Raw genomic sequence first — 19,658 nt, forward strand, 5'->3', positions numbered from 1 at the left:
TGACAAGATGGAGATCACAGGAGCAGGAGCTTCCGAGCAGATCTATCTGAGCTATAGACCGTTAATGTTTTCACTAGCGTATCGCATGCTAGGAAGTGTAATGGATGCGGAGGATGTGGTGCAGGAGGCATTTCTGTATGCCAATGAGACGAATCTGGACCATGTTCATAATCCTAAGGCTTATCTATGCAAAATCGTGACCAACCGCTGCATCGATAGCCTGCGCTCTGCCAGCAAAAAACGAGAGGTCTACGTCGGGCCTTGGCTGCCGGAGCCACTGATGACGACGAGCGCAGATCATCAGATCGCACCAGATCTCGCGTATACGCACAAAGAATCGCTATCCACCGCATACCTGTTGCTCCTGCAGCAGCTGTCCTGGGTGGAGCGGGCGGTATTCCTGCTTCGCGAGGTCCTGCAGTATGAATACGATGAAATAGCAGAGATTGTGGGCAAAAGCAGCACGAATTGCCGTCAAATTTTTCGTCGAGCGAAGAATGCGATAAGCCTCCCGCCAGAGCGGACTGGGGAAACGAAACAAACGACAGCAATCGTGGAACAATTCGTACATGCGTTAGTGTCGGGGAATATCGCTCAACTGTTATCCATCGTGAAATCCGATGCCATTCTGTACTCCGATGGCGGAGGTAAGGTGAAAGCAGCGACTAACCCTATCATGGGGGCAGAGCGAATTGCTATGTTCTTGTCTGGGGTTTTAGCCAAATTACCCGAGGGCTATCGCTCTACCTTAACGACTGTGAACGAACAACTAGGTATTGTTGCGTATGTGAATGATCAGCCCCATAATGTGATGACTTTCCAATTAGAGGATGGGCAGATCAAAGCATTCTATCTCGTCATGAATCCTGATAAATTGAAGCACATCGATACGAGGCAAACGAAACCATGAGGTCTTAACCTCCCATCATAGAAAGCTGCTCATGAGTCATTGCGATTCGTAGCAGCTTTTTTCGTTTGATGTCATCCGGTGAATGTCGCATAATGGGATGAAGTCAAGATTTACCTAGTAAGACGAGAAAGAGGAGAGAGTCGTATTGAAAAAAGGAAGTGAAACGGCAGTAACCAAGCGTAAGGCGCCAGCCTTTTCGCTGCCTGCCTCGAGCGGAGAGAAAGTTTCTTTAGCCGATTATAAAGGACGTAAAGTTGTTATTTATTTTTACCCGCAAGATAATACACCAACCTGTACCCAGCAATCCTGTGACTTTCGAGACTACAACGGAAAATTCGCGGAGTTAGGTGTAGAAGTGATTGGCATCAGTTTATCTACCGAAAATAGTACATAAATAAATGTGTGCATAAAGCAGAGAAGGAACCCTTTATAAATAAGGATTCCTTCTTTTTTTTGGTTTTCTACAATGTTCTTAATTTGAATGCAAAAAAACTTGTCGAAAACTGGATATATTGATAAAATTAAATCTATTATATTGTGCATATATATGGAGGAAGTAGTGATTATGGGGCAAAAAAAAGTAGTTCATATTGTTGGTAATAACAATGACATATATTTTAGGGTTAGAAGTGTCAAAGTTGAACTATTCATGAAGGTACGTGATAGTAAACCATACATAAGGCAACATGCGGTTGTAGCATTATGCAATTCGAAAAATAAAAGAGAAATCATACATCCAATAACTCAATTTGTTTTTGAAAAATGGAAGTACAAGGAATACAATACTCAAAAAACTCATGCGAATAATCTGTCTAGCTTTTTAAATTGGGTAATTACTCAAGGAGGGCGGATGAGGTTGAAGTCACTTGAGGAATTAAAGTTAATACATGCATCTGCATTTTTAAATCATCTTACTAAGCAAGGGAAGTCAAGGATAACTGTAGACAGTGCAGAGAGGACACTTACACATTTATACCATTATCTCTCTAAGAAAGAGCTATTAAAATATGTAACAGAACAAGAGTTTGAAATGAAACGTATACCTCAAACACCAAATAAGAAATATATTATCCCACCTTTTACGGGGGTTATTAAACCTAGCAAAGGAACACAGCATATTGCACACATGATACCTGAAAAATACATACTACCTTTCTTAGAGACAGTGGTACAAGTCGCTAACCCGATAGCACTAGGGGTCTATCTTCAAATGTTCGGGGGAATAAGGCAAGGTGAACAAGTTAATGTGGTACGAAGTGACGTTTCATCCATTGGTTCGTATGGTGCGGAGGGGCTAGTTATCAATCTTCGAAAGAAAATTCTAAGAGCAGATCTGATCGATAGCTCTGGGGCTGCGGGAGTTAAGAAGGAAAGAACTCAAATCGTGTTTCCTATTAGTGATTGGCTTCCAACGTTATATAAGTATCATCTTGAACAGTATAAAGCTAACGATGGGAGTAACGCATTATTCGTGAACAGAGATGGTAAAGCAATGTCTGGACGAGGGTATCGTTACTTTTTTGAAAAAGCAAAGGAACATTTCTTAGATGCACTCTCTTTATCAAAAGACCCAAGTGATAAGATAGCCGCTCTAAAGCTAAGGGAGTATAAATGGTCCACTCATATTGGCCGTGGTATCTTCACAAACCTACTTGCCGAGGAAGCGCAGAATCCTTATGATATCGCACTTCCCAGAGGTGATGAGAACCTATCTTCTTCGATGGTTTATCAAGGTAATACTCTTCGTATGAAAGAAAATCTTGAAGATAGAATGAATAATTTATATACAGGTTATCTACCCAAACTAATTATTAATTAAGTTAACAGGAGTTGCTTATGAGTAATGAAATTAGTGTGAAAGAGGCATGTATTAGATATGGGCTTTCAAAGTATTCAATCTTAAAGCTCATTAAAGAAAATAAAATTCCTAGTGCAGTGAAGAATAAATCATCATTAGTATTTTCTGAAGAAGAATTGGTAAAAGCAGCAGGATTGAATTATATCAGCATGGAAGAGGCGGCGACTACGTTAGGCATGCCGACAAGACAAGTGTACTATTTGGTAAGGAATAAAGAAATTATTGGTATGAAAGGCACCGCGGGAAAGACCTTGATTTCGAGAGAAGATCTTAATAGATATAAAATCTTATTAAAAAGACTCGAAACAATGTTGACCAATGCAGATATGGCAAAGAGGCTTGGTACAAGTGTTAGATATATTAATCAATTAATTGTGAAAAATAAGATTGTCCCTGATATTAAACATCAAAAAAAATGGTATACAACTGAGGAAGAGTATGAGCGATATCAAAGTACTATTTTAGATCGGGATAGGTACTTAACAATAGAAGAAACGGGGAGCCGACTATCGAGTACATCTAATCAAATTAAAAGTCTCATTAAAAATGGATCTCTTGAACATGTGATATATAAGACTCTATATTACATACCTATAGAATCCATTGAAGACTATGAGAATTTTCGGATTTTGACTAGGCCACAAGATATTTTTTTATATAAATATAAAAAAATGGCGATCCCTATATATTTGCAAAAATCTTTTTTTATGTTTGAGGAATATGCCATTATCAATTTTAATTCTCGTAAACAATCATATGAAAAAATGAAAGTTTTTATTTTTAAATATTTGAAGATAGCTGAATTGTTCCTTTTGCCATTAACCAAGGAACTTATTCATCATACTGATAAAGAAGTTGAACTTATATTAAAAAATAAACTTTTATTGTCATCAGATATAGAAGTTATTGCGCATTTTCTTACGTATTGTCAAGGTAGCGAAAATTGTTTGTTTAAAAACACATACACTATAGTGAAAACGAAAACCAGTGAGCAAGAAATTTATTCCCCTAAGGAATTCTATTCGTTTTATCTATATGTAAAAGATGATATTGAGCAACATATTCAGGCAGCGATTGAGAAAAGAAAATATTGTGTCACGTGGGTTTATATAATAATGCATTTAATAGACGCATGGAGACATACTGATATTCTTACAAAGCTGCCACATATTCCAATAGAAGTCATTGGAATGCACAGTTTTGACGATTTTAGTCCATTATCTGAGGAACAGGCGCAGATTTTAATTAATCATGTATTTAATAGAATTGAAAAAATGACAATATCTAAAACAGGAGCATTGGGGCACTTCCTTGTTCACGGTGATATGATAGTGCCAACTGCAACAGCATTAGCTATAGCAGAGATGCATCGACGTAAAAATAACGATAATACATTGCTTCGATTGTACGATACTTCCAATGGGACAAAAGTGGACAGAGATATGCATCTTCGTCTTTTTTTTGGAGAGCGAGAAGATTTATTGAGCTTTAAGAGCAGGAAAATGAACAAAAGTTTGCTGACCTACTTTTTTTATAGTGTAGTTGAAGGAAAAAAACACTCAGATATTGCATACGAACTCTCCCAGAGACTACGCGGACATACAGAAATAGATTCGACGAAAACTTACATAGAATCTACAAATAATGATGGAAGTATAAATAGAGTAAGCTTAAATCTTGTTAATAGAGGTCATTTTGGCTGGTTATATAATTTTATTATTCAAACATATCTAGATCCCACTAACAATCAAAGTTTAGAAGAGAGAACTCAGTCAATAGTGGCATTAAAAGGTGACTTTACCCCAATACAACTCGAAAATATATCGAATTTCATGGTGAAGAGACAACAAGAGAAAGAATCATTGGCGTTAAGGATTGCAAATTTGCCAATGGAAGAATTGGAGCGATTATTGTATAAGATCAGTCGAGGAGAGATGCCGGCAAAGATGCCACATTCTCAGTGTGTCATTCATCCTCAATGTAGTCAACCAAAGGCAGCTTCCTGTCTTTCTTGTGAAAATATTATTCCTAAAAATTATTTACTTTTCTCCATTAAGGAGGAAATATGGAAATTGGTAAGTTCTATTAGAAACACTAAATACAATGGGGTAATTGTTAGGGACTATAATATTTTAATATTAGTTCTAGAGCTTCTTAAACAGGCTGTGCAACAATTTGGCAAAGAATATGTGGGGACGTTTATTGATTTAAGACAATTAAAACGAGAACTGTTTACAGTCGATGAAAGATTCAAAGCTATGGGGGAATTAAAGAGTGACAAATAAAGATGCACTGGTCAGTAGGGAGACCTTGCGACACCTCTCCGATCATTATAGTTTAGAAGCAGTTAAAAAGGTTGTTTTTAGCGAAATGAGGATTGATACATACAAAAATATATTTCAAGGCCTGCTGCAAAAAAAGATCATTGTTGATTGTAGTTTTGAAGAGTGTCGCTGGATTTTAAATGTGACTGATTCCGGAAATAGAGCTATTATTAATTTTGATTTAGAAGTCTATGAAAAAATAAACTTATCGCTTAAATGTTATGCCCTTCAAAAAATCACTAACAACATTAACATTATAAACATACAAACCAACATCAATTACTTGAAATTAGCAATAATACAGTCTTTTGGGTTTAGCAAAGATAAAGCCAATGTGCTAGAGGAATATATTTCTGAACTTGGACACAGAAAACGGGCTAAAATGTGTTATGCCATTATAGAGTTCTTAAAGTTTTACCCACTTAATGAAAGTGAGATTTATACAGAGATAGCTACTCAATTTGCTAATTCCAAAAGTAACACTCGTGATTTACCGCCGTTTCACGATGTACTGATGTTTGACGAACTGATTATGCGGTATTTTTCAGAGTGCACGCTAGAGGATAGTGTTAAGTTCTCACTTGTTTATTTTTGGTGGAATCTAACGAAGATAATTCCAATGAGGCCTGTTGAGTTTTATGGCTTAACCAGGGATTGTATTAGGCATGAAGAGGACACCTACTGGTTAGTCCTTCCAAGGGCTAAACAATCACCTCGCAAAAGCGAAGAGATTGCAGTGACGGATACATTACAAATCAATTATGAGTTGTATGAGATAATAAGAAAATATCGTGATTTGAGCGAGTCCTATATGAATGTGGGTAATCCCAATCTTTTATTATCATATGACATATATAGAAGCTTTTGCGATTTTACTACTTCCAAACTTACCAAGAAAAGAGCAATTGATAGCATACGATTTCATAAGACCATTCGAAAATTTTATTTGGAAGTTATTAAAGGTCGATATGGTTATGAGGTAAGTGATCAATTAACGGCGGGTGATAATAGGCATTTCGCTTTTTGTAATATGATGCTTCAGGGGTTTAACATGTTAAGTATCGCCCGAATGGGGGGACACAAAACACTTTCTGTACAGATGCACTATCACGCTCATTTAGATCATTTCGCAGAATCTGCTGTTCAAATATTAGCTCAATCCTACTATAAGAGCAAAAAGTCATTTGCGAAACTCTCTTTGGACAAAGAAATCATTATCAGATCAAAGGTCTTTAATAAGTCTGATTATAAGCAGTTATATGAAGTGGATTTTGGTTATTGTACGGACCATCCTTCTCGGTGTAAAGTTGGTGATTGCCGTCTTTGTGAACATTATTTATTTTCCACTGAAAATAAGCAAGAAGGTTATTTATGGTTAAAGGACTTTTCGGAAGTGTTATCGAGGAGGGTACGTGAACAAGTTCAATTCATGATTTCGATCAGCAGTCAAATGGAATACAGCTTGAAAACCTTAGAATACCCTATTCACAAACAAGAGCAACTTTCAGGAAGCGCAAATGAGTTAAGGAGACTTATGGATCAGAAAGCAATGGTAGATTCTATATTATTGGGGGAATTTGAGAATGAGTCAAAATAGAGGTAGACCTATAAAATACTCAGATAATGATCTTAAAGATATACTAGTAAAATATGCAACCAAGCATCAAGGAAGGAAGGTCAATCCCTCACAGTTGGAAAAAGATACGGGGATTAAACGACATGTTTGGCTAAGAAGAATGCAATCTGTACTGAATGAATTAAATGAACCCATTAAAGTAACTGGCTCTGGTAAGAATACATTACCAATGCCTAATATAGTTGAATTGGTTGAAAAAAATTGGAATAATAAGACGGCTATGATTCGGGATTTACAACATTTTCAGGAAACTTTAGATTCTTTGTACGAGCAAGCAAAACAATATTTCGAGCTCAACCAGAAAGTTGAGCACTTAACGAAAGAGATTTTAGACCAGCAAAGGAAGAATAAGGAGCTGAAGAAAGAATCAAAATACTATAAGGATCTATATTATAAAACTGCAGTGAAAAGTACTTATAATGCCTTCCAAGAAGAAGAGGGCTTAAATAATGTAATCTCTATAAATAAAAATAAGAATAAAAGTCTTAGTACAGACCTCGCAACTCATTTTGCTGAGTTATTTGACGATGAGGACCAAGAAGAGGAGGACACTATTTAATGGCCACTGTAGTGGGGGAGTTTGCACCTGATTTCAGTCTAGCTGACAGTTATGGAATGAAAGTAAGGCTTACTGATTATATAGGCAAAAATGTCGTTCTTTATTTTTACCCAAAAGACCTTACACCAGCTTGTACAACTCAAGCGTGCGATTTTCGTGATCGACACGAAGAGTTTACAGACTTAAATACAGTTATTATTGGAATAAGCACAGATCCAGTAAAAAGACATGCAAAATTTAAAGAAAAATACAGCATTCCTTTCATTCTTTTATCGGACGAAGATCATTCTGTGTCCGAACTATATGGCGTTTGGAAACAAAAAAGTATGTATGGCAAACAATTTATGGGTATTGAACGATCGAGTTTTTTAATTGATAAGGAAGGTAAACTAATTAAAGAATGGCGTAAGGTTAAAGTTGCTAACCATATATCTAATGTTCTGACATATATTCTAACTACACATTCAAATTCAAACTATTCTTAATGTAATCCTATCTCTGTGCAAAGTTTCGCTTTTTTTAAGTCTTGTTGAACAATTCTCCTTATAACCTAATGAAGCAATTGCCTCTGGTAATTTCTCGCACACAAGCTCCTCAAATGATTAGCGTGAGAATATAAATAAGATGAATATTCATGACTTATTTAAACAACAAAATATCCTTAATAATTCTGTAAATAGTTTTCAACTCATCTATTTTTAGATTAACCAAGAGTAGATCTATTTTATTAAGGATTTCACTTTTTTCTTTATTTGTTTTTTCTTCCACTACCTCAAATAATTGATGGGGATATATATTCAAGACTTCCGATATTTTTTGTATCGTTTCAAGCGTTATATTTATTTCTCCTCGTTCTATTTTACCTAAATAGGATTGATCAATGTTTAGGAGAGCCCCAAGTTCCTCCTGAGATAATTTTGCAGCTTTTCTGTAGAATCTAACTTTTTTTCCAACAATAGCAAAGAACTTCGACATATACTCACCTCTCTATTAACAGAGTAGGTAAGTCTATAGAAAGTATGAAGTATAATATACTACTTAATTCCATTTGAAAATAGGTGTTATATAACCTAAAATAGGGATATACTAACCTATAAGGAGAATAACACCATGAGCAATTTGACAAGACATCACGTTATAGAAAACGTAATTCAATATAAAATGCGAGGGAAAGTTGCTTACCTGGGTAACTTATCTACGACATCTGCGTTACAACTCACTTATGTGAAGCCATATGATCATCCTTCAGGCAAAGGATATCAACGTCCTGTTGATATTAAAAGATGTAATGATTTTGCGATGTATCTTTCAAAAGGAGACAATGCCTTATTTACTCCGATTTTGTTAAATGCAGAATCGAAGTGGGAGTTTACGACTTATGATAAAAGCAGGCCATCCTATGGTAGGTTAATTTGCAAGGAAAAGGCTTCACTAATGGATGGACAACATAGATTAGGTGGAATCAAACGTTATGCACAGGATACCAATTCAGAAATCAATGTCCCCTTCCTGGCGTTTCATTTCCTCGATGAGGATGAGGAAATTCAATTATTTGATACAATAAATACAAAGGCTAAAGGAATCGGTATTTCTTTAAGTAGATACCTACGTAGATACTCTGATGATTTCAGTTGGATAGCTACCGAACTCATCGTTCGAAGTGATAGTCCTTTTCATTACATTGGGACCATTACCGGTAAAAGAAGTTCAGGCCGGCACGTTACCTTACAGAATTTGTATAAAATATTAGAATTTATTCTCAAGGCTAACCATGTAGCAAGTTTATCTAAGGATGAGAAACTCATGATTGTTTTGGTGTACTTTAATGCTTTTAAAGAACATTTTAATATGGAATGGTTGGATTATAAGGAGTATAGAATTACTCATATCGTTTGCTTAAATGCCCTTGCAATGGCAGGGGCTGTTATTTTTGCAAAGTGTGTTTCTGAAGAAAAGAACCAAATTGATTATAAACGTATGGCGAGTTATGTAAAGAAGCTTAAAGCTATAGATTGGTCCAGTTATGGTCCATTTAAGTATATTAAAGGTATAAGTGGATCTCGAACATTAGCGGCAGAATTGGTTTCACAGATGTTATCGGAATAACTAAGAGGATTAGTGAAGAGGCCTTAATTTCGGGTTATTTTATCTAAATTAAAAGAAGCGAACAACAAAAGCGCCCCAGCTAAGATGCAGGAGGGCGCTTTGTGTATAAACATAAAGAGTGGAGGTTGCTAACAACAAGAACTAGGAGCAGTCTTTGTTATCGCAGAATCTGATGCGCATCCACAACCATCCTGTCCATTGGCTTTTGCATTTGCATCTTCTACACAACACGCATTTGTTTCAGTTGGTGCAGGTCCCCCACAACAGCCTTGATCATTGATATTATTTTTTTTACTCATATTCTTTTCCTCCCTATTGATTAAAGTGTGTTACATATCTGTAGACGCACGATAACACGTAAGGACGCAATATACTCTAGGTTCCCTAATTGCAACAATCGGATGTGCTGCATTTCGTTTGGTTAGAATTTCGAGTCGTGTAGTCAATGATATTACCTAACCGGTCAAATTCAAAATTGCAACAACTAAGCAAGAGCTCTTTTAGCTTCTCCCTGCCGCGCTGTACTCTAGATTTTGCACCGGAAAAAGAAATACCTAGTTGCTCACTTAGTTGTTTTTGAGTGTAGTTACCTAATTCGGTTAGTTCAAGAGCATGCTTATAATTATCGGAGAGTTGCTGAACCATTGGTCTGATACAAGAGGCTATTTCCTTAATAGCCTCATTTAGATCCTCTGTATCCTCTAAAGGTAAATCTGTTGGCAATTCAACCTTCAGTTGGAGTTTCTCTTTTCTGTAATAATCCATGATGCAATTTCGAGTAATTTGATAGATCCAAGATTGCAGTTTCTGATCGTCCTTTAAAGTATCTAGATTAGCGTGTATTTTCATAAAAACATTCTGTAGAATGTCATCAGCATCATGCACAAGTTTTACTCTTTTAACAATAAAATTCCGCAAAGGGTTGTAAAAAGATTTCCAAACTTCCTCGGTGTTCATACGTTCCCTCCAGTATTGTTTAAATATAGAGACGCACGAAATTAAATTTGGACGCACGTTCTCAAAATACAGTTATAAGTCCTTGAAAAATAATATAAGCCCCTTTAGCAAGAAACATGCCAAGGGGCCTAATTAGATCACATCACTTGTTAAATAATTTCTCAAGCGCCTCACGTTGAGGCTGTTTAATACTAACAACAGGACGAATACTTTGCGCTAGTTTCTCAGCTTCTTCTATGGTTTGGCTCTTACCTAGAGCTAATAACGTGCCAATGGCCACAGCGCCAGTGCGCCCTTTTCCACCACCGCAATGGAATCCAACCTTTTTACCGCTCTTAAAAGCCTCTACAACGTGATCTATAGCTTGTTGGAATAGTTGGTCTTGTGGACCTTCTGCATTGTCACCAAGCGGCACCTGGAGCCATTCTACGCCAGCTGCAGGATAGGCACACTCCGTGGCCTCACCACGCAAATCGACTATGACCTCAACATTCTCATTTTTAATCATGTCTTCGACGTCTGCAGCTCCGCCAAAGAATATTTTGTCTTCAACCAGTGCTTGATAATTTTTCTCCATAATGAACTCCTTAGTTTTTCTTAAATGGTGTGAATTCAATTTTTACAGGCGAGGCTGGTGCAGAGGGAGGGGCACAACAAAGTGACATATCCTGCAAATCCCCTGCAGATTCAAATTCGGAATCTTCTTTGGTGTAGAAGATTTCCCAAGCGTTTCCGTCAGGATCATATACCCATACTTTATCTTGAACCGCATAGCAGCATGTCGTATTCATTTCATCGATAAGTAGTAGACCACTTTGTCTTAATCGCTCACCCATTGCGAGAACATCTTCCGTGTTATCAACTTGAAATCCCAAGTGATTGAGAACGCCTTTTTTCTCAAAAGGACGCACATTCAACGAAAAGTGGAGCGAGGGATCGTCTAGCTCAAATTTAGCGTAATTGTCTTTTACTTTAGATGGTTCCGTACCAAAGAAAGCACGGTAAAAATCAAGTGATTTCTGAAGATCTGAACAGTTAACCGCAACATGCATTCTTTTGATCATATTACTTGCCTTCTTTCAAGAATTGCTCGATTCGACTCTTAATAGAATCACGTACCTCACGGAATTTATCTGTAACTTCTTCTTCTGTTCCTGTTGCTTTTGCAGGATCTTCAAATCCCCAGTGCCATCTTTCAGCCTTATCGTTACGTACAACTGGACAGTGTTCGTCGGCATGACCGCACAACGTAATAATGTAATCAGCGCGCCCTAGCAGCTCAGGATCAATCACGTCAGATGTGTTGTTCGATATATCGATACCTGCCTCTTTCATCGTGGCAACCGCTCTTGGGTTCAATCCATGCGCTTCTAGACCTGCGCTTTTCACTTCGTAGATATCACTGCCTAAAGTCTTTAAAAATCCATCAGCGATTTGGCTGCGGCATGAGTTTCCTGTGCAAAGAAAATAGACTAATTTTTTGTCCATGTTGAACATCTCCTTAAGATTGATTTATGCGATTACGCTTAACCATAGATACAAGCCGATCAGTGTGATTAGCAAAGTTGGAACTGTAAGTATAATGCCTATTTTAAAATAGTAACCCCAGCCTATTTTAACTCCTTTGTTAGAAAGCACATGAAGCCATAAAAGCGTGGCAAGTGAGCCAATAGGGGTAATCTTAGGCCCTAAATCAGAGCCGATTACATTGGCATATACTAATGCTTCACGGATAATCCCATCTGTTTCAGTGCCCTTAATTGCCAATGCATCTATCATCACCGTAGGCATATTGTTCATGATCGAGGATAGAACGGCTGCTAGAAAACCCATTCCAATCGTGGCAACAAACAAACCTTGATCGGCCATTTTCTCGATAAGAGTTCCTAACGTATCCGTCAGACCAACGTTTTTTAAGCCGTAAACCACGACATACATACCAATCGAGAAAATAACAACTGCCCACGGTGCTTCTTTAATTACTCGTTTGATTTCAATAGCCTTGCTGGAGCGTGCAAAAAGGATAAACACAAGCGCCGCGATACCGGCAATGATGGAAACAGGAATCTGAATGAACCCACTGATTAGGTAAGCGACTAACAGAACACCAAGTACCACCCAAGATAAGCGGAATAGCTTAAGATCCTTAATTGCTTCTGCTGGGCGTTTAAGCTGTGTAATATCATAATTTTGAGGTATATCTTTTCTGAAAAATAGAAACAGAACAAGTAAACTTGCCCCTAATGAGAATAAGCTTGTAACGAACATCCTACTTGCATAGGTGACAAAATCAATGCCGAAGAAATCTGCAGAAACGATGTTAACCAAATTGCTTACAACAAAAGGAAGTGAGGTTGTATCCGCAATAAAACCACTTGCCATAATGAATGGGAGGATCATTTTGTCAGGGAATTTCAAAGCTCGAACCATGGCCAATACAATTGGTGTTAAGATCAATGCAGCTCCGTCATTCGCAAAAAGAGCTGCTACAGCTGCTCCGAGCAGTATGACATAGATAAACATGGTTTTCCCGTTTCCTTTTGCAATTCGGGCCATATGCAAGGCAGACCACTCGAAGAAACCAATTTGATCTAGGATTAATGAGATGAGGATTACAGCAACAAAAGCTAATGTTGCATTCCAAACAATACCCGTAACGATAACGACATCATGCAGAGATACGACTTGGCAAATGAGTGCTAGTACGGCACCCGCTGAGGCTGACCAACCGATATTTAAACCTTTAGGCTGCCAAATCACAAATGTTAATGTAAGTAAGAAAATAAAGACCGCTAAAAATACCATGTGTTCCTCCTAGTCGCAACAATCAAGTTGCTCACAAGAAATTGCATCAACTTTTTCTTTTTGGGAAGGTAAGTGTTGAAATAACTCTTGTAAGAATGGTTTATCGTTAATATTTAATGAATAATACACCCACTGACCTTTTTTATCTTCTTTAACCAAGCCGCCATCTTTGAGTTTTCGCATATGTTGACTCACATTAGGTTGGCTAGTTTGTAAGATCTCAACAATTTCATACACACAAAGATCGCGTTCTTTTAATAGGGAAAGAATTGTGAGTCTCATTTTATCCCCAAGTAGTTTGAACACATCAGATAACTTTTCAATTTCCACCTTGACTACACACTCCTTTACAAAGGCACATTCAAACCCTTTAGCAGTTCAATCACTTTCTTTTGTATCTCATCTCGTGCATATCTTACTGTTTGAATATCACCTGTAATTAGTGGGTCCTCGATATTCCAATCAATACTAGTGATACCAAAAGGAACTATTGGACATCGCTCAGCAACCTGCTGACAGAGCTTAACAATGACATTCGAGGAGATGAAATACTTCATATCAATTTTCTTAGAAGTAATCCCTGATAGCTCTATTCCAACTTCTTTCATGACTTCAACTGTAAAGGGATGAATATCATGTGGTTCTAATCCTGCACTTTCGACAACAACATGTTCCCCTCCGTAGTGTTTCGCAAATGCTTCTGCTATTTGGCTTCTGCAACGATTTTGAATACATAGGAAGTATATACGAACTGGTTTCTTCAACATTTTCTCAACTCCTAAACCATTTGTCAATGATTATATAATTATTTACTTATATTTAAAAGTTAAGATTTTGTAAATAGTTTGATTCTCTTAATTACATGTAATGAATAATTACGAATCTAATAGTTGTGGTTACAGGAGTTCATATCAAAACACGATGAAATTAGTAAGAACTCTTCCTTCAACTCCCAATAGGCATATGTATTTCAAAAGTGTACCATTATTATGGGTGATGAAGATAATGTTTATTCCTCCAATGCTTCTCCAATATGCCAAAAACAATGAACCATTTGACGATTCTTCAACGATTTCCGAGCTTAAGTGGGATGGCATAAGATTGATTGTTTCTAATATGGATAAGTTGAACTTATATACGAAGAACACAAATGCAACAGCCAAATATCCAGAGCTGCACAATCCACCTATCCCGAAGGGAACAATACTCGATGGTGAGATTGTCGTGTTAGATGAACATGGAAAAGCTGACTTCGAAGCATGTAATGCTCGTTTCAAGTCAAGCAGGATAAAACATAAAGTTGTCTTTTTCGCGTTCGATATCTTGTATCACCGCGGCATGGATGTAACCGGATTACCTTTGGAAGTTCGTAAGGGTCTACTTGAAGAGGCTTTACAAGAAAATGAACACTATCAAATTGTCAGGCCAATCAAAGGCAACGCGACAGATTTCTTCAACATCATTTGCCAACACGGGTTAGAAGGTATAGTTATTAAAAAGAAAAACTCGAAATACGAGAAGAATACACGCTCTTGGTCCTGGCAAAAAGTTATTAACTACCAACAAGCTGAAGTCTACATAACCGGCTACAGCAAGAAGGAACATTCATGGTTGCTTGGTTATCATGAGGATGGCCACATAAGACCTATCGGTTCTTTAGAGCTAGGAATAACACCATCAGCTCGTAAATCTATGTCCCCAGTGTTCGAAGCTTACAAGAGTGGAGAAAGCAAGGATCACGTTTATGTCAAGCCGTTGGTACGTTGCAAAGTGAAGTATCGAGACTGGTATAAGTCAGGAATCATGCGACTACCTGTGTTCGAGGAATTTATTGTTTAGGGGATGACTTTATGGAATATCGCGTAAAACATAAGGGAACTAATGAAGAGAAGACGCTGAGTCATCTTGAAGTAAATGATATGGTGTATGGCGATGCCGGGCAGATTATTGTTTTTGATACTTCAATGGTGGCATATGAACTTATTGCCGACGACGAGGATTGTTATGCTCTTGATAGTAAATATATAAAACAATAAAACAGCAACAAAAATTAAGATATATAGCCAATTAGTATAAATGAAAGCAAGTGTAATTAAGAAAGCCCAAGCCATAATGTTTTCTACGCACCTTTCCAGAACTACTAAAAATTAAAAGCCCTATGGGATGCTTTCCCACAGGGCTTTCGTATTGTCCGATGCTTCCGGTACAAGTTAATATTACCATACATTTCCAATATTGTCGATTATTTTTTAATTTGAGCTAATTCGATTACTTCAAAGTTTGAACTCAGACTGCCGTTGATTGATTAAGCTATTGTTCTCCGTTAGTTCAACGGCTAGATTTAAAATGTAATAACAAGGTTTGTTCTTTTATATTCATGGACAAAACCTGTTTTTTTATATAACGACTTAGCAACTTCATTAGTACTATCTACAGTTAGTCGGACTTTACTAACTCCAACATCTTTTAATTGCCTTAAAGCTTCGGATAAAAGAATCTTTCCAACTCCTTGCTTTTGCCAATTACGACTCACAGCTATCGTCGGAATACGAGCATGTGAGTCATTTACATTTGCTGAAAATATACCTATTGGATTTTCATTTTGATCGATACAGAATATAAAGAGATTCTTCAAGGATCTTGCTCCAACGAATTCATGCAAAATACTCTCAGTACTTCTGTTTTCATTAAATGCCTCATTGATGTACTATGTTCAAAACAATATGCATATTAGATTGCATCTGTTTGAAGTGATTAGTTCCTTTTATCGGAATTATCCTGTTTATTTTTGGACTTATCACGAGGGATAATAAATAGTCAACCGTTCAACAAACGTTCTCCGATAGCGTAACCGAATCAGTGTCTAATATCGTAACCTATGACTTCATTAGTCATTTTAACGGCGCTGCTGTGAATTTATTTGGATCGTCCCTAGTCGGTAACTACCGTTTACGTTCAACTACAGTTAGCCTTGAACCCACGGAGCAGACATTCATAATCGTAATTAGTCGATCGATCCTCGATATTACCGGTAAATTGCGCGACACGCGCCGTAAGGCTAGAGGCTGACTGTTCATAAAGCACATGTTTAGATTATAATTTGCTTATTTAATGAAAATTATTTTTAGATATTCGTTTGATATAGGAAAATTTATAAGAGGTTAGGTAAACCCAAAAATTGCTGTTCGCTTGACAGAATATCGCTTACTGCATATACTTATAATACAATAAGGGGTAAGTAATTACCCTCGTCTGGGAGTTGTACATCCTGTATCGCTAAGATACGAAATGTGCTCGATAAGATGGGAGTTGTACATCCTGTATCGTAAGATACGAAATGTGCTCGATAAGATGGGAGTTGTACATCCTGTATCGTAAGATACGAAATGTGCTCGATAAGATGGGGGTTGTACATCCTGTATCGCAAGATACGAAATGTGCTCGATAAGATGGGAGTTGTACATCCTGTATCGTAAGATACGAAATGTGCTCGATAAGATGGGAGTTGTACATCCTGTATCGCAAGATACGAAATGTGCTCGATAAGATGGGAGTTGTACATCCTGTATCGTAAGATACGAAATGTGCTCGATAAGATTTGGAAAAGACAGCGTAAGCTGTCTTTTCTTTTATGTTAGAGGGGGAAATTTTTCCATATGACAAAAGCGAATGAAACAACGGTCGTAGCTGATACTACACCACAGCCTGTAACAATTTTCGAAGAAGGAAAAGTTAAATTTTTTTGGATGAACACTAACTACAATAACTACTTACGAGGAATAGATGATAGGGTCCGAGTAAGTGTTAAAGACGGGAAAGGTCGGCCAAGCGTAGCTGTTGGGGTAGTTCTTAATGGCCATAATTATATTATTCCGCTAACCTCTCAATACAGTTCTAAATGGAAGAACCAAATGACATTCAAAATCAAAGAACAAGTGGAACAAGAAAATGGAAGCTTTACAGAAGAGATTATTTCTTGTTTGAAAATTAACAATATGCATCCAGCTCTAGAATCTGAAATTACCTACATAGATTTCGAAACACAAACAGAAGATTACAAGCGTCTTTTATATAAGGAATATGATTATATCAAAAAAAATCTAAATGAAGTTCTCGATAAAGCAAATAAACTTCACCAAAAAGTAATCAGCGGCAAAGGTAAGGATATTAAAGTTTTTAAAGATAATTCCTGTAACTTCGCATTACTTGAGGATCAATATCAGAAATATGATCCAAACATTACCTATCCCAATATTTCTATGTTTTATTGAAAACTGCTATTTTTGATATAGATATCCGAAGCTTATCCACGAATCATGTTTACCGCATTTCATCCTCATTAATACTCTTTATTGGCCCGAGGGAAAGTTTCCTTAGGCTTTTTTTTATTGTACCTGTGTTCAAAAAATCGCTTGCATATCGAATACGTGTTCGGTATATAATGAATAACACGAATGAGTGTTCGTATATGGTGGTGAGAAAATTGAGTGTTTTATCAAAAATTGAGAACGAAGAGGATGTTCAAATTATCAAAGAGTACACGTTGTTACCAATTTTGCTCGATATGTTAACCAGGGACATGGAGGAGCTGAAGATATATAAGGATAAAATTGTTTATAACCATGTACTCTTTTATCTGAAAGAGGTCGAGACCGCTATTTACCCCCAGATACAAAGTATTAAGAACAATATGAAAAAGCGTGATATCAAAGTGCTTAATACAACCATGAATTCAGTCGGTATTAATGTAGAATACAAAGTCCGAGGATACATCTATTATTTTACAATGCTACGAAGTTTGGTTAAAGCAGAACTAATGACCACACTGATGAACATGCGGAGGCGAGTTTAGATGAGCAAAAAATGCGAACGGACAATATTTCTATCCGACTGCCAGTCATTTTACGCAAGCGTTGAAAAGGCGACTCATCCCGGTCTTGATAATCTCCCTGTGGTTGTGGCAGGAGATCCGGCTAGGAGATCAGGAATTATTTTGGCGGCATGTCCAATTGCTAAAAGCTTTGGAATTACCACAGCTCAGCGGCTTGGTGAAGCCTTGCAACTGTGTCCAAATGCTATTGTAATGCGTCCGCACATGCAGCGATACATTGATGTTTCACTTGCTATAACAGACATTTACAAAGAATACACGGATCTCGTAGAGGTATTTTCAATTGATGAGCAGTTCTTGGACGTGACGGGATCACTCAATCATTTCCACACTACACCCGAAAAGTTAGCAGTCATGATTCAGAAAAAAGTTGCAGCATCTATGAACATACGTATTCGCGTAGGTATCGGTCCGACCAAAATACTTGCAAAGCAAGCGACAGATAATTTCGCAAAGAAAAATGAAAATGGTATTTTTACACTAGGTAAAGAAAATGTAGAACGTGATCTATGGCCGCTAACCATTGATAAAATGTACGGGGTGGGCTCGAGGATGACGCGACATTTCGTCTCACTCGGTATGACGACCATTGGTCATGTTGCTCGGACTCCTCTCGCATCCCTCAAGCAGAAGTTTCGGGCTCGCTTTGGTAAGCAATCGGATATCCAAGCAGAGGTAATGTGGCGTACTGCCAATGGCCTCGACGATAGTCCGGTCACACCAGGGACATTTAACGTAGCACCAAAGTCCATCGGTCATGCAATGACGTTGCCGCGAGACTACACGACAGGCGAAGAAGTTGATATTGTTCTCTTAGAATTAACAGAAGAAGTTTGCCGCGATGCGAGAACTAAAGGATTCACTAGTGGAACCGTCCATGTATTCTGCATGTGTTCGCCGTACGATGCGCCCACAGGGTTTAGTCAGCAACGAAAGATTCCTTACAGTACGAACAATACACTTAAAGTTTTCGGTTCAGTACGCGAGATATTTCACCGCAATTGGAATGGTCTTCCTGTACGAAAAGTCGGCGTTACACTTGGATCACTCGCGGACGAAGAGATTACACAGCTTGACCTATTCGAGGACGTAACAAAATTACGAAAGCTTGATAGTGTCTTGGATGGCATAAAAGATCGCTTCGGGAATACAGCTATAATTCGAGCATCAAGTCTCATGAGTGCAGGTTTAGCGGTTGATAGGGCTGGTAAAATAGGAGGACATTATCGATGAGTAAGAAACTAGAACAGAACGGTTTATGGGAGTCTAGTCGGATGATGCTTCCTCAACATAAAGAATCAGCAATAAGAAACCAAAAGGAAATGCACAGAATTCAGCGTTCAGCACTTGACGAGCAAGAGGTGCACGTCATCTCAGCTACACTCAGCCGGTCACAAATGTACAAAAAAACCATTTCGGTAAACGTGTACGATGAGTATAAGCCACGCATATTAACCGGTATTGTGACACGTAGCCAGCGCAGTGAATTTCGACTGGACACTGTTGATCCGTTTAGCGGAGTCGAAGACTGGGAATGGATCAGTTATAAGGATGTGTTGAAGGTAGAGCTGAGTAGAGAGTGGACTGAGGATGAAATGATCAATCCTTAGTG

25 protein-coding genes are annotated in these 19,658 nt (G+C 37.7%); 15 read left to right on the plus strand and 10 right to left on the minus strand.

What is annotated here, in order from left to right:
- The first annotated feature begins 7 nt into the window (after nt 1-7).
- From ACSQ8P_RS02845 to bcp, 7 genes are all read left to right on the plus strand, one after another.
- A complete protein-coding gene (locus ACSQ8P_RS02845) occupies nt 8-910 on the plus strand; it encodes an RNA polymerase sigma-70 factor (protein WP_436233812.1) in 903 nt (300 codons plus the stop codon).
- Between the two features lie 145 nt (nt 911-1,055).
- A complete protein-coding gene (locus tag ACSQ8P_RS02850) occupies nt 1,056-1,304 on the plus strand; it encodes a peroxiredoxin (RefSeq protein WP_436233813.1) in 249 nt (82 codons plus the stop codon).
- A 171-nt stretch (nt 1,305-1,475) separates the two neighbouring features.
- The gene (locus ACSQ8P_RS02855; protein ID WP_436233814.1) at nt 1,476-2,729 is read left to right on the plus strand and encodes a hypothetical protein; all 1,254 of its coding nucleotides are present in this window, start codon (nt 1,476-1,478) and stop codon (nt 2,727-2,729) included.
- A gap of 17 nt (nt 2,730-2,746) precedes the next feature.
- On the plus strand, nt 2,747-5,053 hold the full coding sequence (locus ACSQ8P_RS02860) for a hypothetical protein (RefSeq protein ID WP_436233815.1): 2,307 nt from the start codon (nt 2,747-2,749) through the stop codon (nt 5,051-5,053).
- Nucleotides 5,043-6,689 carry an integrase gene (locus ACSQ8P_RS02865; RefSeq protein WP_436233816.1) on the plus strand — a complete coding sequence of 549 codons (1,647 nt, stop codon included), beginning with the start codon at nt 5,043-5,045 and terminating at the stop codon, nt 6,687-6,689. Before ACSQ8P_RS02860 ends, ACSQ8P_RS02865 begins: the two co-directional genes overlap by 11 nt.
- A complete protein-coding gene (locus tag ACSQ8P_RS02870) occupies nt 6,676-7,287 on the plus strand; it encodes a hypothetical protein (protein ID WP_436233817.1) in 612 nt (203 codons plus the stop codon). The genes ACSQ8P_RS02865 and ACSQ8P_RS02870 overlap by 14 nt, the downstream gene beginning before the upstream one ends.
- Nucleotides 7,287-7,772 carry a thioredoxin-dependent thiol peroxidase gene (bcp, locus tag ACSQ8P_RS02875; RefSeq protein ID WP_436233818.1) on the plus strand — a complete coding sequence of 162 codons (486 nt, stop codon included), beginning with the start codon at nt 7,287-7,289 and terminating at the stop codon, nt 7,770-7,772. The genes ACSQ8P_RS02870 and bcp overlap by 1 nt, the downstream gene beginning before the upstream one ends.
- Before the next feature lie 154 nt (nt 7,773-7,926).
- Here bcp and ACSQ8P_RS02880 read toward each other — a convergent pair whose 3' ends face one another.
- Nucleotides 7,927-8,262, minus strand: coding sequence for a helix-turn-helix domain-containing protein (locus ACSQ8P_RS02880; RefSeq protein ID WP_436233819.1), 336 nt, complete (start codon nt 8,260-8,262; stop codon nt 7,927-7,929).
- 135 nt (nt 8,263-8,397) lie between these two features.
- Here ACSQ8P_RS02880 and ACSQ8P_RS02885 point away from each other — a divergent pair, with 135 nt between their 5' ends.
- A complete protein-coding gene (locus ACSQ8P_RS02885; protein ID WP_436233820.1) occupies nt 8,398-9,393 on the plus strand; it encodes a DGQHR domain-containing protein in 996 nt (331 codons plus the stop codon).
- Between the two features lie 128 nt (nt 9,394-9,521).
- Here ACSQ8P_RS02885 and ACSQ8P_RS02890 read toward each other — a convergent pair whose 3' ends face one another.
- The 8 genes from ACSQ8P_RS02890 to ACSQ8P_RS02925 form a co-directional block, all read right to left on the minus strand.
- Entirely contained in the window at nt 9,522-9,692 is a 171-nt protein-coding gene (locus tag ACSQ8P_RS02890) for a hypothetical protein (protein ID WP_436233821.1), read from the minus strand.
- An 85-nt stretch (nt 9,693-9,777) separates the two neighbouring features.
- A complete protein-coding gene (gene sigZ / locus ACSQ8P_RS02895) occupies nt 9,778-10,350 on the minus strand; it encodes an RNA polymerase sigma factor SigZ (protein WP_436233822.1) in 573 nt (190 codons plus the stop codon).
- Between the two features lie 142 nt (nt 10,351-10,492).
- Nucleotides 10,493-10,927 carry a protein-tyrosine phosphatase family protein gene (locus ACSQ8P_RS02900; RefSeq protein ID WP_436233823.1) on the minus strand — a complete coding sequence of 145 codons (435 nt, stop codon included), beginning with the start codon at nt 10,925-10,927 and terminating at the stop codon, nt 10,493-10,495.
- 10 nt (nt 10,928-10,937) lie between these two features.
- Nucleotides 10,938-11,414: an ArsI/CadI family heavy metal resistance metalloenzyme gene (locus ACSQ8P_RS02905; protein WP_436233824.1), complete on the minus strand. Its 477-nt coding sequence runs from the start codon at nt 11,412-11,414 to the stop codon at nt 10,938-10,940.
- Nucleotide 11,415: 1 nt separating this feature from the next.
- On the minus strand, nt 11,416-11,838 hold the full coding sequence (arsC, locus tag ACSQ8P_RS02910; RefSeq protein WP_436233825.1) for an arsenate reductase (thioredoxin): 423 nt from the start codon (nt 11,836-11,838) through the stop codon (nt 11,416-11,418).
- Nucleotides 11,839-11,862: 24 nt separating this feature from the next.
- Entirely contained in the window at nt 11,863-13,155 is a 1,293-nt protein-coding gene (locus tag ACSQ8P_RS02915) for an arsenic transporter (protein WP_436233826.1), read from the minus strand.
- Nucleotides 13,156-13,164: 9 nt separating this feature from the next.
- Nucleotides 13,165-13,485 carry an ArsR/SmtB family transcription factor gene (locus tag ACSQ8P_RS02920; protein WP_436233827.1) on the minus strand — a complete coding sequence of 107 codons (321 nt, stop codon included), beginning with the start codon at nt 13,483-13,485 and terminating at the stop codon, nt 13,165-13,167.
- Nucleotides 13,486-13,502: 17 nt separating this feature from the next.
- Nucleotides 13,503-13,922 (minus strand): arsenate reductase ArsC, encoded by a 420-nt coding sequence (locus ACSQ8P_RS02925; protein WP_436233828.1) that lies wholly within the window; start codon nt 13,920-13,922, stop codon nt 13,503-13,505.
- A 253-nt stretch (nt 13,923-14,175) separates the two neighbouring features.
- Here ACSQ8P_RS02925 and ACSQ8P_RS02930 point away from each other — a divergent pair, with 253 nt between their 5' ends.
- Entirely contained in the window at nt 14,176-14,994 is an 819-nt protein-coding gene (locus tag ACSQ8P_RS02930; RefSeq protein WP_436233829.1) for an ATP-dependent DNA ligase, read from the plus strand.
- 11 nt (nt 14,995-15,005) lie between these two features.
- Nucleotides 15,006-15,191: a hypothetical protein gene (locus tag ACSQ8P_RS02935; protein ID WP_436233830.1), complete on the plus strand. Its 186-nt coding sequence runs from the start codon at nt 15,006-15,008 to the stop codon at nt 15,189-15,191.
- 305 nt (nt 15,192-15,496) lie between these two features.
- On the opposite strand, the gene ACSQ8P_RS02940 is transcribed toward ACSQ8P_RS02935, so the two are convergent.
- The gene (locus ACSQ8P_RS02940; RefSeq protein ID WP_436233831.1) at nt 15,497-15,790 is read right to left on the minus strand and encodes a GNAT family N-acetyltransferase; all 294 of its coding nucleotides are present in this window, start codon (nt 15,788-15,790) and stop codon (nt 15,497-15,499) included.
- A gap of 224 nt (nt 15,791-16,014) precedes the next feature.
- Between ACSQ8P_RS02940 and ACSQ8P_RS02945 the strand changes: the two genes are divergently transcribed.
- The 5 genes from ACSQ8P_RS02945 (at nt 16,015) to ACSQ8P_RS02965 (ending at nt 19,656) form a co-directional block, all read left to right on the plus strand.
- On the plus strand, nt 16,015-16,224 hold the full coding sequence (locus tag ACSQ8P_RS02945) for a hypothetical protein (protein WP_436233832.1): 210 nt from the start codon (nt 16,015-16,017) through the stop codon (nt 16,222-16,224).
- Nucleotides 16,225-16,811: 587 nt separating this feature from the next.
- Entirely contained in the window at nt 16,812-17,426 is a 615-nt protein-coding gene (locus ACSQ8P_RS02950; protein WP_436233833.1) for a type III toxin-antitoxin system ToxN/AbiQ family toxin, read from the plus strand.
- 212 nt (nt 17,427-17,638) lie between these two features.
- The gene (locus ACSQ8P_RS02955; RefSeq protein ID WP_436233834.1) at nt 17,639-18,007 is read left to right on the plus strand and encodes a hypothetical protein; all 369 of its coding nucleotides are present in this window, start codon (nt 17,639-17,641) and stop codon (nt 18,005-18,007) included.
- The gene (locus ACSQ8P_RS02960; protein ID WP_436233835.1) at nt 18,008-19,279 is read left to right on the plus strand and encodes a DNA polymerase IV; all 1,272 of its coding nucleotides are present in this window, start codon (nt 18,008-18,010) and stop codon (nt 19,277-19,279) included.
- Nucleotides 19,276-19,656, plus strand: a complete 381-nt coding sequence (locus ACSQ8P_RS02965) for a YolD-like family protein (protein ID WP_436233836.1) — start codon at nt 19,276-19,278, stop codon at nt 19,654-19,656. The genes ACSQ8P_RS02960 and ACSQ8P_RS02965 overlap by 4 nt, the downstream gene beginning before the upstream one ends.
- Nucleotides 19,657-19,658 lie beyond the last annotated feature (2 nt).

Source organism: Paenibacillus sp. LjRoot153 (assembly GCF_964253085.1).
GTDB lineage: Bacteria > Bacillota > Bacilli > Paenibacillales > NBRC-103111 > Paenibacillus_E.